Here is a 13,988-nt window from a genome sequence, read left to right as displayed (position 1 = left end):
ACCGTTACCATCAAGGCTGTATGGCACAGAGTTTCCCGGATCTCATCCGGGCTACTGCCCTGAGTTTGGGATTGTAGGGTGCGCCGCGCGTACCGGCGTGCGCTCAAAGGCATTGGTGCGCACGGCGCACCCTACGGGGCTTGCCCTAAAGCGCGAACGGCAGCGGCAGGTTGACCTGCTGACGTTGTGCCAGGCGCCGTTGGAATTCGGCCGGATCATGAATCAGCACTTCCTGCCCGGCGAACGACTCGGCGGCGATCAGACGTGACAGCCAGAAACGCACGCAGGCCACGCGCAGCATGGCTGGCCACAGCTCCGCTTCGGCAGCGCTGAACGGGCGTAGCGCTGCATAGGCACCTAGCAGCGCACGGGCGCGAGCGCCATCGAGGCTGCCGTCTTCGTTCGAGCACCAGTCGTTGAGGGTGATGGCCAGGTCGTAGAGCATCGGCCCCGAGCAGGCGTTGTAGAAGTCGATCACCCCTGCCAGGTGGTTGCCGTCGAACAGCACGTTGTCGCGGAACAGGTCGGCATGCAGGTTGGCACGCGGCAGGGCGAGGATGCGCGGCTTCAGCTCGGCGATCTCGGCCAGTGCATCACGTAGTAGCGGCAACGCCTGTTCATCAAGCTTCAGCGCCTGGCTCGGACCTTCGGCCAGCATCCAATCCAGCCCGCGGTCGCTGCGACGTTCCACCGGCTGTTCGCGAGTGGCTAGGTGAATGCGCGCCAGCAGGCTACCCACTTCCTGGCAGTGATGGGCGTTGGCCTCGCGCACATGCTTGCCTGACAGCCGGGGCTGCAATAGCGCCGGTTTCTCCGCCAGGGTGCGCAATGCCTCGTCGTCCTGCGTCCGCAGGGCGTAGGGCACCGGCAGGCCGGCGTCGTGCAGCACGTCGAGCAATTCGATGAAGAACGGCAGGTCGGCCACCGGGCCGCGCTCCACTAGCGTCAGGACATATTCGCCCTGCTCCAGGCTGACGAAGAAGTTGCTGTTTTCGCTGCCCGCAGCAATGCCCTGGAAGTCACGCAACCGGCCAAGCCCATAGGGAGCCAGGAAGACTTCGAGCTCATGACGCTCCAGGGGGGTGAATACCGACATATCAGACCTTAATTGCCTTACCAGCTAAAGATTTCCCAGGACGGGATCAACATGTCCGGATCGTCCGAACGTACGAAGTTGCCGTCGCTGCCATCGGCGCGAACGAGAAAGTAGGGTTTACCGTTCTTCGGGATGACCTTGATGGCGTAGAGGAAGCCATTGACCCGGTATTCCTGAATGGTTCGGTCGCCGTCCTGGCGGATGGTCACATCCGGGTCGCCGGATACCGGATCTTCGGCGTGAGCAGCAAGGGGGACACAGGCCAGTAGGCCGACCAGCAACAGGCGATTCAATGTACCCATGGTAATCTTGCTCCTTCGTTGTTCACCGATGCAGCCATTCTACCGCTGCACCCGCCGAAAAGGTTGATCCCGCGCATGAGCCAAGCTCCCCTCGTTCTGGTCGACGGTTCCTCTTATCTGTACCGCGCCTTCCACGCCCTGCCGCCGCTGACCACTTCCAAGGGCATGCCCACCGGAGCGGTGAAGGGCGTGCTGAACATGCTCAAGAGCCTGCGCAAGCAGTACCCGAACAGCCCCTTTGCCGTGGTCTTCGACGCCAAGGGCGGCACCTTCCGCGACGAGCTGTTCGCCGAGTACAAGGCCAATCGGCCATCCATGCCGGACGAATTGCGCGTCCAGGTCGAGCCGCTGCACGCCAGCGTGCGTGCCCTGGGGTTGCCGCTGCTGTGCGTCGAGGGGGTTGAAGCCGATGATGTGATCGGCACCCTGGCTCGCCAGGCGGCCGGGGAAAAGCGCGACGTGGTCATCTCCACTGGTGACAAGGACATGGCGCAGCTGGTCTGCCCGCACGTTACGCTGGTCAACACCATGACGGGAAGCGTCTACGATGCCGATGGCGTAAAGGAGAAATTCGGTGTCGGCCCTGAGCTGATCATCGACTACCTGGCGCTGATGGGCGACAAGGTCGACAACATTCCGGGTGTGCCTGGTGTCGGTGAGAAAACCGCTTTGGGCTTGCTGGTTGGTATCGGCGGCGGCCTCGACGTGCTCTACGCCAACCTCGACAAGGTGCCCGAGCTGCCGATCCGTGGCGCCAAGGGCCTGCCAGCCAAGCTCGAAGAGCACCGCGAGATGGCCTACCTGTCCTATCAGCTGGCGACCATCAAGACCGACGTGCCGCTGAATATCGAGATCGAGTCGCTGCATCCCGGCGAACCGGATCAGGCCGCGCTGGTGGAGCTTTACGGCGAGCTGGAGTTCAAGAACTGGCTGGACGACCTGCTGCGTCAGAACAAGGCGCTGGCGGCCAAGGCTGCTGCGCCGGCTGGCGATCTGTTCGCCGAGCCGACTGGTGACACCGTTGAGGAAACCGCCGAGCCAGCACCAGCCAGCAATGGTGATTACCAGTTGGTACTGGAGCAGGCGCAGTTCGATGCCTGGCTGAAGAAACTGGAGCAGGCAGAGCTGATCGCCTTCGACAGCGAGACCACCAGCATCGACGCCCAGCAGGCGCAGTTGGTCGGTCTGTCCTTCGCGGTCAAGGCCGGCGAGGCGGCGTACGTGCCGCTGGCGCATTCCTACATGGGCGTGCCGCAGCAGCTCGACCGCGACGTAGTGCTCAAGGCGCTCAAGCCGATCCTCGAAGACCCGGCCAAGGCCAAGGTCGGCCAGCACGCCAAGTACGACATCAACGTCCTGGCCAACGCCAGCACACCGATCACGGTGCAGGGCGTGGCCTTCGACACCATGCTCGAATCCTACGTGCTGGACTCCACCGCCACCCGTCACGACATGGACAGCCTGGCGCTGAAGTACCTGAACCACAGCACCATCCGCTTCGAGGATATCGCCGGCAAGGGCGCCAAGCAGCTGACCTTCGACCAGATCGCCCTGGAGCAGGCCGGCCCGTACGCCGCCGAGGATGCCGACGTGACCTTGCGTCTGCATCAGGAACTGTGGGGACGCCTCGAAGCTGTGCCGTCCCTGGCCAAGGTGCTGCGCGACATCGAAATCCCGCTGGTACCGGTGCTGGCGCGCATCGAGCGCAACGGCGCGCTGGTCGATGCCAAGCTGCTCGGCGAGCAGAGTGTCGAGCTGGGCGAGAAACTGGTGGAACTGGAGCGCAAGGCGTTCGAGATCGCCGGTGAGGAATTCAACCTCGCCTCGCCCAAGCAACTCGGCGTGATCCTCTACGAAAAACTCGGCTACCCGGTGATCAGCAAGACTGCCAAGGGCCAACCCTCCACCGCCGAAGCGGTGCTGGCAGAACTGGCCGAGCAGGACTTCGAACTGCCCAAGGTGCTGATGCAGTACCGCAGCCTGAGCAAGCTCAAGAGCACCTACACCGACAAGCTGCCGGAGCAGATCAACCCGCGCACCGGGCGTATCCATACCAGCTATCACCAGGCGGTCGCCGCTACTGGCCGCCTGTCCTCCAGCGACCCGAACCTGCAGAACATCCCGATCCGCACCGCCGAAGGCCGGCGCATCCGCCAGGCCTTCGTTGCGCCCAAGGGCTATAAGCTGATGGCGGCGGACTACTCGCAGATCGAGTTGCGCATCATGGCCCACCTGGCCAAGGACAAAGGTCTGCTCGATGCCTTCCACCATGATCTGGACGTGCACAGGGCCACTGCTGCCGAGGTTTTTGGTGTGGCACTGGAAGAGGTGACCAGCGACCAGCGGCGCAAGGCCAAGGCGATCAACTTCGGCCTGATCTACGGCATGAGCGCCTTCGGCCTGGCCAAGCAGATCGACGTCGAACGCAAGGAGGCGCAGGCCTACATCGATCGTTACTTCGCCCGTTATCCGGGGGTGCTGACCTACATGGAAAGCACCCGCGCGCAGGCTGCCGAGCAGGGCTATGTGGAGACGGTCTACGGCCGTCGCCTGTATCTGCCGGAGATCCACGCGCAGAACCAGGCCATGCGCAAGGGCGCCGAGCGCGCGGCGATCAATGCGCCGATGCAGGGCACCGCCGCGGACATCATCAAGCGCGCCATGATCGCCGTGGACAGCTGGTTGCAGGACAGCGGCATCGATGCACGCATCATCATGCAGGTGCACGACGAACTGGTGCTGGAGGTGCGTGAGGAACTGATCGACGAGGTCAGCGCCAAACTCAAGAGCCTGATGAGTGGCGCCGCCGACCTGGATGTACCGCTACTGGTGGAAGTCGGCGTCGGCGCCAATTGGGACGAGGCGCATTGAGGCTCGTCGCCGCGGCATGGAGCCGCGGCCGCTCTAGCTTTTGGGTTTCAGGGAATCAAAAGGCGCTTTCTTATTGCAAATGGTTTTTAAGACGGCAATGAACTTTCTGCAAACCCACCCGGTCAGAGTTCATGAATGGCCGTTAAGCCCTTCAATGCTCCTTTGTTGTGTTAAGTGTTGGCAGACATCTGAACCCCGCCCTAGCGGTTCAGACCTTGAACCCCGAACTTCTCCCTCCCCATACGAAGCTCGGGGTTTTTTTTGCCTATAGAAAAGTGCCGCTAGCTGCATTCTGACGACCCTCTACCGCTTGTGGGAGAGGGCTTCTCAAGTCAAACCGGGCGGCTGCAGCTCCGTAGGGTGCGCCGGGCGCACCGAATACTCCCTACGATCTCGGTGCGCACAGCGCACCCTACGACTTATTCCTCGGCGCCTTCTTCATCCTCTTCCGGCAACAGATCCAACCAGCCGGCCAGCACCATCTGCGCCTCTTCCACGCCCATGCGCTTAGGCGCCGAGAACAGCTGGATACTGATGCCATCGCCCCACTGCTTGTGAATTTCCTGGCGCACCTTGAGCAAGGTGGTCTTCGCTGCGCCGAAAGCCAGTTTGTCGGCCTTGGTCAGCAGGATATGCAGCGGCATGCCGCTGGCTACCGACCAGTCCAGCATCATGCAGTCGAACTCGGTCAGCGGATGGCGGATATCCATCATCAAAACCAGGCCGCTCAAACTCTCGCGGCTGCCCAGATACGCTTCCAGATGTTTCTGCCAGTGCTGTTTGAGCGGGATGGGTACCTTGGCATAACCGTAGCCGGGCAGGTCGACCAGGCGACGCTCGTCGTCCAGGCGGAAGAAGTTGAGCAACTGCGTGCGTCCCGGTGTTTTCGAGGTGCGCGCCAGGCTGGCGTGGGTAAGGGTGTTGAGCGCGCTCGACTTGCCAGCGTTGGAGCGGCCGGCGAAGGCCACCTCCAGGCCGCTGTCCTCCGGACACTGATCGACCTTGGCGGCGCTGATGAGGAAGCTGGCCTGCTGGCACAGACCGATGATGGGATTTTTCGGGAGCATGGGGGTATCCGGTGGATGCCTCGATTCCTGTTCAGTGGTTCGAGGGCTTGCGACATTTCCGCGCACCTGCTGCGCCCCAGAGGGGGCGGCAGGGGGCGTCGTTTCCGTTTCAGTGTTGCCAGTATATAATGCCGCAGATTTTGTGTGCGCTTTGTCCCACCCGCAGGAACCCAATTGCCGGGAGCGATTAAATCTCTGCTCGATAGAAAGCAGGACGTTCCCAACCCTGATGAGGTTGATCTGATGAAGAAAATGCTGCTTGCTGCTGCCGTTATGATGTTGTCGTTCAACGGCTATGCTGCTCAGGATCCGCAAGCTGTGTATGACCGTTCCTGTGGTGTATGCCACAACGGCCAGATTCCCACGGCGCCCAAGAAGGGTGACAAGGCCGCATGGGAGCCGCGTCTGGCCAAGGGCATGGATACACTGGTGCAGAGCGTTACCAATGGTTTGAATGCCATGCCGCCGCGCGGCTTGTGCATGGACTGCTCGGCCGAGGATTACCAGGCGGTCATCAAGCTGATGACCGAGTGAGTAAGCCCGCTCGATAACCCTTTCTCTCTTAGCCGTAATTGGATTAGCTGATGAACAAAGTACTCGTGAGTCTGCTGTTGACCCTGGGCCTCACTGGCGTGGCACAGGCTGCTGGCGATGCCGAAGCCGGTCAGGGCAAAGTCGCTGTCTGTGGTGCCTGTCATGGCGCCGATGGCAACAGCCCTGCACCAAACTTCCCCAAGCTGGCCGGTCAGGGCGAGCGTTACTTGCTCAAGCAGCTGCACGACATCAAGTCCGGTGCCCGTCCGGTGGTCGAAATGACCGGCATGCTGGACAACCTCAGCGAACAGGATATGGCTGACATCGCCGCTTACTTCTCCAGTCAGAAGATGAGCGTTGGTGCCGCCGATCCCAAGTTGGTCGAGCGTGGTGAAGCACTGTTCCGTGGCGGCAAGCTGGAAGAGGGCATGCCATCCTGCATCGGTTGCCATTCGCCCAACGGCGCTGGCCTGGCCGCTGCCGGCTTCCCACACCTGGGCGGCCAGCACGCTCAGTACGTGGCCAAGCAGCTGACTGACTTCCGCGAAGGCAACCGCACCAACGACGGCGACGCGATGATCATGCGCGCCATCGCTGCCAAACTGAGCAACAAGGATATCGAAGCTGTATCCAGCTTCATCCAGGGCCTGCACTGACGGACCATCGTTGCTTTTGGCAAGACAAAGGGTGGCTACGGCCACCCTTTTTCATTTGCGCCGCGGCTACAATGGCCGGAACCTGCCTCGTGTCGTCCGGTCTTACTAGCGATTCGCCACGAGGCGATGCCTACTACCAAGGAGTACCCCATGCGTAACCTGATTCTCGGCGCCGCTCTGGCCCTCAGCAGTCTGTTCGGTATCACTGCTCACGCCGAGCCGGTGGCTGGCCAGCAGTACGTCGAGCTGAAGAGCCCGGTGCCGGTGTCCAAGCCTGGCAAGGTCGAAGTGGTGGAGCTGTTCTGGTACGGCTGCCCGCACTGCTATCAGTTCGAAGCGACTCTCAACCCCTGGGTCGAGAAGCTGCCGGAAGACGTCAACTTCGTCCGCGTACCGGCGCTGTTCGGTGGCATCTGGAACGTGCATGGTCAGGCGTTCATTACCCTGGAAAGCATGAAGGTCGAGCACAAGGTGCATGACGCCGTGTTCAACGCCATCCACCAGGAGAAGAAGAAGCTGGCTTCGGCCGAAGAGTTTGCCGATTTCGTCGCCACCCAGGGCGTTGATCGTGATGCCTTCCTCAAGACCTTCAACTCCTTCGCCGTCAAAGGCCAGATGGAAAAGGCCAAGAAACTGGCCATGGCCTACCAGATCACTGGCGTACCGGTGATGGTAGTCGGTGGCAAGTATCGCTTCGACCTGGGCTCGGCCGGTGGCCCACAGCAGACCCTGCAGGTCGCTGACCACCTGATCGCCAAGGAGCGCGAGGCGCTTTAAGCGGCCGCAGGCGCGAAGCATGCTGCGCCGCTGGCGAAAGACACGTGCGGTTGGTCTGTGCGATCCACAGATCAACCCGCACTGCTCGCCCGATAGCGACTGGCCGGCCGACGGCCTGTTGCGTCTGCTCAGTTTCAACGTCCAGGTCGGCATCAATACCCAGCGTTATCATCACTACCTGACCCGTAGCTGGCAGCATCTGTTGCCCCATGCCGGACGTGCCGGCAACCTGCAGCGCATCGGTGATCTGCTCGCCGACTTCGATCTGGTGGCTTTGCAGGAGGTCGATGGCGGCAGCCTGCGTTCGGGCTACATCAATCAGGTCGAGTACCTTGCCCAGCAGGGGGCCTTTCCCTTCTGGTACCAACAGCTCAATCGCAATCTCGGGCGCTTCGCCCAGCACAGCAATGGCGTGCTCAGCCGTTTGCGTCCCTCTCTGCTGGAAGACCATCCGCTCCCCGGCCCGCCTGGGCGTGGTGCGATCTTCCTGCGTTTGGGCGAAGGTGAGCATGCACTGGGTGTAGTGATGATGCATCTGGCGCTGGGAGCTCGCACCCGAACGCGGCAACTGGCCTACATTCGTGAGCGTGTCAGCGAGTTTCGCCACCTGGTGCTGATGGGCGACATGAACACCCATGCTGTCGACCTGCTGGAGAGCTCCCCGTTGCGCGACCTCGGCCTGATCGCGCCGCAGGTCGAAGCGACCTTCCCCAGCTGGCGACCGCAGCGCTGCCTTGATCATATTCTGATCAGTTCCGAGCTCGAGCTGGGGCGCGTCGATGTGCTCAGTCAGCCGATTTCCGATCACCTTCCCGTGGCCGTGGAAATCCGCCTGCCGGAAGCACAGAATGCTGCGCAAATGCCTATGCTGAAGACGCCATCTCCCGAGTAAGCCGTATGAGCGATGACGCGCAACGCTGGAAAGAAAAGTACCTGAGCAGCCTGGAGCAGCAGGAGAAGCTCGACCGCCGTTGGGAGTTGCGCCTGGATCTGCTGCGCCGGGGGCTGGTGCGCAGCAGCCTGGCCGCCGAGGGCGCGGACAAGGCGGTCGATCAATGCATGCAGGAAATGCGCGAAATTCTTCGCCGCGACGATATGGACGCTGCATTGGGCGGCCTTATCCCGCGTCTGGAAAAGGCTGTGCTGGATTCCGAGCAGCGCCGTCAGCAGCGTGCCGGAGAGGCTGCGACTGCGTTGGCTGGCTTGATCGAGCAACTGCAGCGTCTGCAGCCGCCCCGCGAGGTGCGCAAGGCACTCAAATCACTGGGCAAGCAGTTGCAGGATGCCACCGCGCACCAGTATCTGCTCCCGGCGCTGCTCAGCCAGCTGAGTAATCTGCAGGGCCAGGCGCTGACCGTTCTGCAGGCTCCGGCGCAGGAACAACCAGGCCTGCTTCAGCGCCTGTTCGGCTCGCGCAGCGAGACCAGCGAAAGCAATGAGGATGCGCCGGACCGTGTCGCTGAGGCCGCTAGCCTTATCGAGGAGCCCGCACCAGAGTCGGCGCCAACGCCAACGCCAACGCCAACGCCAACGCCAACGCCAACGCCAGCATCCGCGCCTGCCACCGTCGCGCTAGCGAACGAGTCGCCTCCCCGTGTTGCCAGAGTGATTAGCGCGCCGGCCCAGCATCAGCTCCACGAGGCTTCGCCCGTGCTCGATAGCCTGCCTCTGCCGCCGGGGCTGGTGCGGCAGGAGGGTGCCGACGACAGCCCGTTTTCATTGCCCAGCAGCGAACCTGGATACAGCGCGGTGGCGCCGCATATCGCCAGCAGTCTGCGTGGCCTGCTCGACGAGCTCGAGCTGCCGGCGCGCCATCTGCCGCAAGGTGACGCGCTGCGCCTGCGGCTGGAGGGCAATCTCAACTGGTACGAGCTGGTGCCGGTGCTGGATGACCTGGCTGTGCTGGTGCTGGCCGTCACCGATAGCGGCCAGCGTGAGTTCGCGGGCTATCTCAAGCAACTCAATGAGCGCCTGGCGGCCTTCATCGAAACCCTCAGCCAGGCACATGAGGGGTACAGCGCGTCGGCAGAAAGTGCGCGCAACTTCAATCAGCAGTTGCGTGATCAGGTCAGCGACCTGCAGCAAAGCGTGCAGGATGCGGGTGATCTGGAGTCGCTCAAGCAGGCCCTGGAGCAGCGCCTGGAGGGGTTGCTGCAGAGCGTCAGCAATCATCAGCGTCAGCGCGATAGCAGTGAGGACGACGTGGCCGAGCGGCTACAGGGCCTGGTCAAGCGTGTCGCCGAGATGGAGCAGGAGGCGCAGCAGTTTCGCGAGCACATCGAAGAACAGCGACAGAAGTCCCTGTTGGATCCCCTGACCGGGTTGGCCAACCGTGCCGCCTGGAGTGAGCGTCTGGATCTGGAAGTCGCTCGTCGCCAACGCTACGGCGGCCAGTTGTTGTTGGCGGTACTGGATATCGATCACTTCAAGCGGATCAACGATGGCTATGGTCACCTGGCCGGTGATCGGGTGTTGAAGATCATTGCCGGTGAGCTCAACAAGCGTTTGCGCAAGACCGACTTCATCGCCCGTTTTGGTGGCGAGGAGTTCGTTTTGCTGATTCCTGCAACGCCGCTGGAGGGCGGTGTGCAGCTTCTCGAGACCCTGCGCGCGGCAATCGAGGCCTGCCCGTTCCACTTCAAGGGGGAGCCGGTGACCATCACCTTCTCCGCGGGTATCGCCGAGTTTCGCAATGGCGAGGCCACCGAGGTCACCTTCGAGCGTGCCGATCAGGCGCTTTACCGTGCCAAAGGCACGGGGCGTAACCGGGTCGAACAGGCAGTCTGATCTGTTCGGTCGGAGCCGCGGTAGAGGCCGCGGCTCGCAAAGCGCCGGTCAAACTTCCCTATGACGTCGCTTCTGCCGACTGCGTGCTGGCCGTCGGGGTGTTGCGAGTTCGCGGGGCGTGGTCGCTGTCGTCCTGCAGGGGTACTTCGTTACCCTGCGCGTCATACAGCTTGCCGTCGACGAAGTGGTCGCCTTCATGCAGCGCGGCAATATCGCGGTAGCGCAGGCTGCGCTCGGTACCGGCGACGAACACCGACTGTTGATCCGAGTTGCCCGTGGTGAAGTGGTTGAAAAGCAGGTTGAGCAGGATTGCCATGATCGCCGACGAGCTGATGCCCGAATGGAAGATGGTTTCGAACCAGGCCGGGAAGTGGTGGTAGAAGCTCGGCATGGCGATGGGGATCATGCCGAAGCCAATCGAGGTGGCGACGATGATCAGGTTCATGTTGTTGCGGTAGTCGACCTTGGCCAGGGTGCGGATGCCGCTGGCGGCCACGGTACCGAACAGCACGACGCCAGCACCGCCAAGCACGGCAGTCGGTACGGCAGCGATCAGGCGGCCCATTACCGGTAGCAGGCCGAGAGTGACCAGAATCAGGCCGGCGCTGGCGACCACGTAGCGACTCTTCACCCCGGTCACGGCCACCAGGCCGACGTTCTGGGCAAAAGCGCTTTGCGTGAAGGAGCCGAACAGCGGGGCGAACATGCTGGAGATCATGTCGGCGCGCAAGCCGTTACCCAGGCGCTTGGAGTCCACCTTGGTGCCGATGATCTCGCCAACGGCGAGGATATCCGCCGAGGTTTCCACCAGGGTCACGATCACCACGATGACCATCGACAGGATGGCGGCCACCTTGAACACCGGCATGCCGAAGTGCAGGGGTTCGGGCATGGCCAGCAGCGGTCCGTTCAGGACCTGGGAGAAGTCCGCCATGCCAAAGGCCACGGCAACCAGGGTGCCGATGACCATCGCCAGCAGGATCGACAGGCGCGAGATGCTGGCGCTGCCGACCTTGCTCAGCAGCAGCACGGTGGCCAGGGTGAAGGCAGCCAGGCCGATGTTGGCCATGCTGCCGAAGTCCGCGGCGCGGCTGTTGCCGCCCATGGCCCAGCGCGCGGCCACTGGCATCAGCGTCAGGCCGATGGTGGTGATGACGATACCGGTCACCAGGGGCGGGAAGAACTTGGTGATGCGTGAGAACACGGGCGTTATCAGCAGCCCTATCAGGGACGCGGCGATCACCGAGCCGAGCACCACCGGGATGCCCCCGGCGCCATCGCTGCCGATGATCGCGATCATGGTCGCCACCCCGGCGAACGAGACGCCCTGCACCAGTGGTAACTGACAGCCGAAGAAAGGCAGGCCGAGGGTTTGCAGCAAGGTAGCCAGGCCGCCGGCGAACAGTGAGGCAGCGATCAACAGGCCGATATCGGCGGGTGACAGTCCGGCAGCCTGGCCAACGATCAGGGGAACCGCAACGATCCCGCCGTACATGGTCAGGACATGCTGCAAGCCGTAAGCAAAGTTTGCGCTGATACCGAGATTCTCGTCCTCAGGACGCTGGGTCACGGGCGCGCTGTTGGGGGTGGAAGTCATGGGGAAAGCTACTCGCTGTTGTTCTTGTCTGGTCAATGTAGACATTTTGTTGTGATCTTGGCTACCACTTTGTATACATTTTTACCGACGGTAGTTGTCGAGAACTTGGGCGAGGGTTTGGGTCACAAAATTTCCTGGATCGACGAAAACGCTCGAATATGACTGCTGCGCCGACTCGCGAGGCGACCCCGCAAGGCCCTAGACTATGCGCACTAGCCACCGGAGACGCCCATGGACATCTTCAGCATCGCCGTGCTGATCTTTTTGGTCACCGACCCTTTCGGCAATATCGCCATCTATATCGCCGCGCTGAAGAACGTCGAGCCGCGCAGGCGGTTGTGGATTGCCGCGCGCGAGCTGCTGTTCGCCCTCGGCCTGTTGCTGCTGTTCCTCACCTTTGGTGACAAATTCCTCACCAGCCTCGGGCTGTCACGGGAGGCAACCGCGATTGCCGGCGGTATCATCCTGTTTGTCATCGCCATGCGCCTGATCTTTCCCAGCCCGCAGGGCCTGCTCGGCGACGTGCCGGACGGTGAGCCGATGCTGGTGCCGCTGGCCACGCCGGCGGTGGCCGGGCCCTCGGCACTCGCGGTGCTGATGACCCTGCGCAACACTCACACCGGACCGCTCTGGGAGCTCTACCTCGCGTTGATCCTGGCCTGGGCGGCGACGGCATTCATCCTGCTGCAGGCGTCGTTTCTGCAGCGGTTCCTCGGTAATCGCGGGTTGATGGCGGTGGAACGATTGATGGGCATGCTACTGATCATGCTCAGCGTCGACATGCTGCTGGATAACCTGCAAAGCGTATTCGGTCACGCATGAAGTCTCTCTGCCTTACCTTCGTCCTCGTTTTGCTGGCCGGTTGCACCGGTGGTCTGCGTATCGACGACAGCCATACCGCGACCGGCCAGAACAGCCGCGTGCAATACATCGTGCTGCATTACACCTCCGCTGACCTGCAACGCTCGCTCGACTTGCTGACGCAGACCGAGGTGAGCAGCCATTACCTGATCGGTGATGCACCGCCGACGGTCTACCGCCTGGTGGATGAAAATCGGCGTGCCTGGCATGTCGGCGTCAGCGAATGGAAGGGGCGCACCTGGCTCAACAGCACCACCATTGGTATCGAACTGGTCAACCAGGGCTACTACCAGACGCCGGCCGGCCGTTACTGGCAGCCTTTCGCGCCGCAGCAAATCGATACCCTGATCGTGTTGCTCAAGGACATCGTCAAGCGTCACCAGTTACCGTTGGGCTCGATCATTGCGCACAGTGATGTGGCGCCGCAGCGCAAGGTCGATCCGGGCCCGTTGTTCCCCTGGAAGCGTCTGGCCGACGAGGGCCTGGTGCCCTGGCCGAACGAGGACGCTGTGGCCCGCCAGCAGGCACTGTTCAGCACCAGCCTGCCCAGCGTGCAGTGGTTCCAGGAGCAGTTGGCGCAGAACGGTTATACGGTGCCGCAGCATGGTGAGCTGGACGAGGCGACGCGCAACGTCATCGCCGCCTTCCAGATGAAGTATCGCCCGGCCAACTACGACGGCCAGCCGGACGCCGAAACCGCCGCGCGCCTGCTGGTGCTCAACCTGCAGGCGGCCGGCTGATCACCGTGGGCCTGGCTGGAAGTCACGCGCGTCGCGCGCCCAGACATCCAGCACGGGTTTGAGGTCGTCAAGGGTCAGCTGGGTGCTGCTGTTCTCCAGCGCCAGGCCATGGCCCTTGCGTACCACGCGTAGCATGGGGGCGCTGGTGCGACCATCGAGCGCCTCCATCTCGATGAAGATCGCACTGTCGCGGTCACGGGTGCCGGCTGCTGTGGTTGCGGCTGCGAGTACGAGCGCCACGGGAATCACCTCATAGGCCTTGAGCCCCTCGGTCGACACCGTCACGCCAGTGATCGCGCTGCGCAGTACCAGGCTGTCTCTGGTCGGTTCGCTGACGACCGTCATACGCCCCTGCAGCTCACGGATCAGTGCCTGGTGCAGGTAGTCACGGACGTTGTCCAGCGTCTGCGCACTGACCTGATCGCTCGGTGTCGGCTGCGGGTAGAAGCTTGGTTTCTCTACGTACACCGTCGTGTAGCGCACGTTGCTGAATTGCGGCGAGATCCAGCGCAGCACTGGCGCGCCAGTGGCAGAGGTAGCGGGCTGGAGCTGGGAATAATCGGGAAGATAGCCCGAGAATTGTGCAGGCTGGGTGGTCTGGCTGGCGCAGCCGCCCAGTAGTAAACCCGTGAGCAGAGCGAGACAAAGTGAGGGGGCGTAACGCATCGGCAGGCGCTCCTGTTGAGTGGCCTGCCATCAG

General features: G+C 62.5%; 13 protein-coding genes. 8 read left to right on the top strand and 5 right to left on the bottom strand.

Features of this window, described 5'->3' with window-relative positions:
• Positions 1-145 precede the first annotated feature (145 nt).
• Positions 146-1,096 carry a homoserine kinase gene (locus CXP40_RS16970; RefSeq protein ID WP_055986022.1) on the bottom strand — a complete coding sequence of 317 codons (951 nt, stop codon included), beginning with the start codon at positions 1,094-1,096 and terminating at the stop codon, positions 146-148.
• A 17-nt stretch (positions 1,097-1,113) separates the two neighbouring features.
• A complete protein-coding gene (locus CXP40_RS16965; RefSeq protein WP_037002230.1) occupies positions 1,114-1,398 on the bottom strand; it encodes a DUF2782 domain-containing protein in 285 nt (94 codons plus the stop codon).
• A gap of 75 nt (positions 1,399-1,473) precedes the next feature.
• Between CXP40_RS16965 and polA the strand changes: the two genes are divergently transcribed.
• Positions 1,474-4,269: a DNA polymerase I gene (polA, locus tag CXP40_RS16960; protein WP_106734719.1), complete on the top strand. Its 2,796-nt coding sequence runs from the start codon at positions 1,474-1,476 to the stop codon at positions 4,267-4,269.
• A 419-nt stretch (positions 4,270-4,688) separates the two neighbouring features.
• Here polA and yihA read toward each other — a convergent pair whose 3' ends face one another.
• A complete protein-coding gene (yihA, locus tag CXP40_RS16955; protein WP_055986012.1) occupies positions 4,689-5,336 on the bottom strand; it encodes a ribosome biogenesis GTP-binding protein YihA/YsxC in 648 nt (215 codons plus the stop codon).
• A gap of 243 nt (positions 5,337-5,579) precedes the next feature.
• Here yihA and CXP40_RS16950 point away from each other — a divergent pair, with 243 nt between their 5' ends.
• From CXP40_RS16950 to CXP40_RS16930, 5 genes are all read left to right on the top strand, one after another.
• Entirely contained in the window at positions 5,580-5,870 is a 291-nt protein-coding gene (locus CXP40_RS16950; RefSeq protein ID WP_017676419.1) for a cytochrome c5 family protein, read from the top strand.
• A 50-nt stretch (positions 5,871-5,920) separates the two neighbouring features.
• Positions 5,921-6,526, top strand: a complete 606-nt coding sequence (locus tag CXP40_RS16945) for a cytochrome c (protein WP_017676420.1) — start codon at positions 5,921-5,923, stop codon at positions 6,524-6,526.
• Between the two features lie 150 nt (positions 6,527-6,676).
• Complete coding sequence (locus tag CXP40_RS16940; protein ID WP_017676421.1) at positions 6,677-7,303, top strand: thiol:disulfide interchange protein DsbA/DsbL; 627 nt, start codon at positions 6,677-6,679, stop codon at positions 7,301-7,303.
• A 19-nt stretch (positions 7,304-7,322) separates the two neighbouring features.
• Positions 7,323-8,195 carry an endonuclease/exonuclease/phosphatase family protein gene (locus CXP40_RS16935; protein ID WP_055986009.1) on the top strand — a complete coding sequence of 291 codons (873 nt, stop codon included), beginning with the start codon at positions 7,323-7,325 and terminating at the stop codon, positions 8,193-8,195.
• Positions 8,196-8,200: 5 nt separating this feature from the next.
• Complete coding sequence (locus CXP40_RS16930; protein ID WP_106734718.1) at positions 8,201-10,090, top strand: diguanylate cyclase; 1,890 nt, start codon at positions 8,201-8,203, stop codon at positions 10,088-10,090.
• Positions 10,091-10,148: 58 nt separating this feature from the next.
• On the opposite strand, the gene CXP40_RS16925 is transcribed toward CXP40_RS16930, so the two are convergent.
• Positions 10,149-11,687, bottom strand: a complete 1,539-nt coding sequence (locus CXP40_RS16925; protein WP_106734717.1) for a nucleobase:cation symporter-2 family protein — start codon at positions 11,685-11,687, stop codon at positions 10,149-10,151.
• A 231-nt stretch (positions 11,688-11,918) separates the two neighbouring features.
• Here CXP40_RS16925 and CXP40_RS16920 point away from each other — a divergent pair, with 231 nt between their 5' ends.
• Together CXP40_RS16920 and CXP40_RS16915 are read left to right on the top strand one after the other, a co-directional pair.
• Positions 11,919-12,509, top strand: a complete 591-nt coding sequence (locus tag CXP40_RS16920; RefSeq protein WP_037001645.1) for a MarC family protein — start codon at positions 11,919-11,921, stop codon at positions 12,507-12,509.
• Positions 12,506-13,288 carry an N-acetylmuramoyl-L-alanine amidase gene (locus tag CXP40_RS16915; RefSeq protein ID WP_055986002.1) on the top strand — a complete coding sequence of 261 codons (783 nt, stop codon included), beginning with the start codon at positions 12,506-12,508 and terminating at the stop codon, positions 13,286-13,288. Before CXP40_RS16920 ends, CXP40_RS16915 begins: the two co-directional genes overlap by 4 nt.
• On the opposite strand, the gene CXP40_RS16910 is transcribed toward CXP40_RS16915, so the two are convergent.
• Positions 13,289-13,954, bottom strand: a complete 666-nt coding sequence (locus CXP40_RS16910) for a DUF3313 domain-containing protein (protein WP_055985999.1) — start codon at positions 13,952-13,954, stop codon at positions 13,289-13,291. It abuts the gene before it with no gap.
• Positions 13,955-13,988 lie beyond the last annotated feature (34 nt).

This window comes from Pseudomonas sp. YY-1 (assembly GCF_002843095.1).
Classification (GTDB): domain Bacteria; phylum Pseudomonadota; class Gammaproteobacteria; order Pseudomonadales; family Pseudomonadaceae; genus Aquipseudomonas; species Aquipseudomonas sediminis_A.
This window is presented reverse-complemented; position numbering and strand designations above follow the sequence as displayed.

Bases quoted from the DNA above. Each gene is read 5' to 3' on its own strand.
- CXP40_RS16970 (WP_055986022.1), bottom strand. From the start codon at position 1,096: ATGTCGGTATTCACCCCCCTGGAGCGTCATGAGCTCGAAGTCTTCCTG.
- CXP40_RS16965 (WP_037002230.1), bottom strand. From the start codon at position 1,398: ATGGGTACATTGAATCGCCTGTTGCTGGTCGGCCTACTGGCCTGTGTC.
- polA (WP_106734719.1), top strand. From the start codon at position 1,474: ATGAGCCAAGCTCCCCTCGTTCTGGTCGACGGTTCCTCTTATCTGTAC.
- yihA (WP_055986012.1), bottom strand. From the start codon at position 5,336: ATGCTCCCGAAAAATCCCATCATCGGTCTGTGCCAGCAGGCCAGCTTC.
- CXP40_RS16950 (WP_017676419.1), top strand. From the start codon at position 5,580: ATGAAGAAAATGCTGCTTGCTGCTGCCGTTATGATGTTGTCGTTCAAC.
- CXP40_RS16945 (WP_017676420.1), top strand. From the start codon at position 5,921: ATGAACAAAGTACTCGTGAGTCTGCTGTTGACCCTGGGCCTCACTGGC.
- CXP40_RS16940 (WP_017676421.1), top strand. From the start codon at position 6,677: ATGCGTAACCTGATTCTCGGCGCCGCTCTGGCCCTCAGCAGTCTGTTC.
- CXP40_RS16935 (WP_055986009.1), top strand. From the start codon at position 7,323: ATGCTGCGCCGCTGGCGAAAGACACGTGCGGTTGGTCTGTGCGATCCA.
- CXP40_RS16930 (WP_106734718.1), top strand. From the start codon at position 8,201: ATGAGCGATGACGCGCAACGCTGGAAAGAAAAGTACCTGAGCAGCCTG.
- CXP40_RS16925 (WP_106734717.1), bottom strand. From the start codon at position 11,687: ATGACTTCCACCCCCAACAGCGCGCCCGTGACCCAGCGTCCTGAGGAC.
- CXP40_RS16920 (WP_037001645.1), top strand. From the start codon at position 11,919: ATGGACATCTTCAGCATCGCCGTGCTGATCTTTTTGGTCACCGACCCT.
- CXP40_RS16915 (WP_055986002.1), top strand. From the start codon at position 12,506: ATGAAGTCTCTCTGCCTTACCTTCGTCCTCGTTTTGCTGGCCGGTTGC.
- CXP40_RS16910 (WP_055985999.1), bottom strand. From the start codon at position 13,954: ATGCGTTACGCCCCCTCACTTTGTCTCGCTCTGCTCACGGGTTTACTA.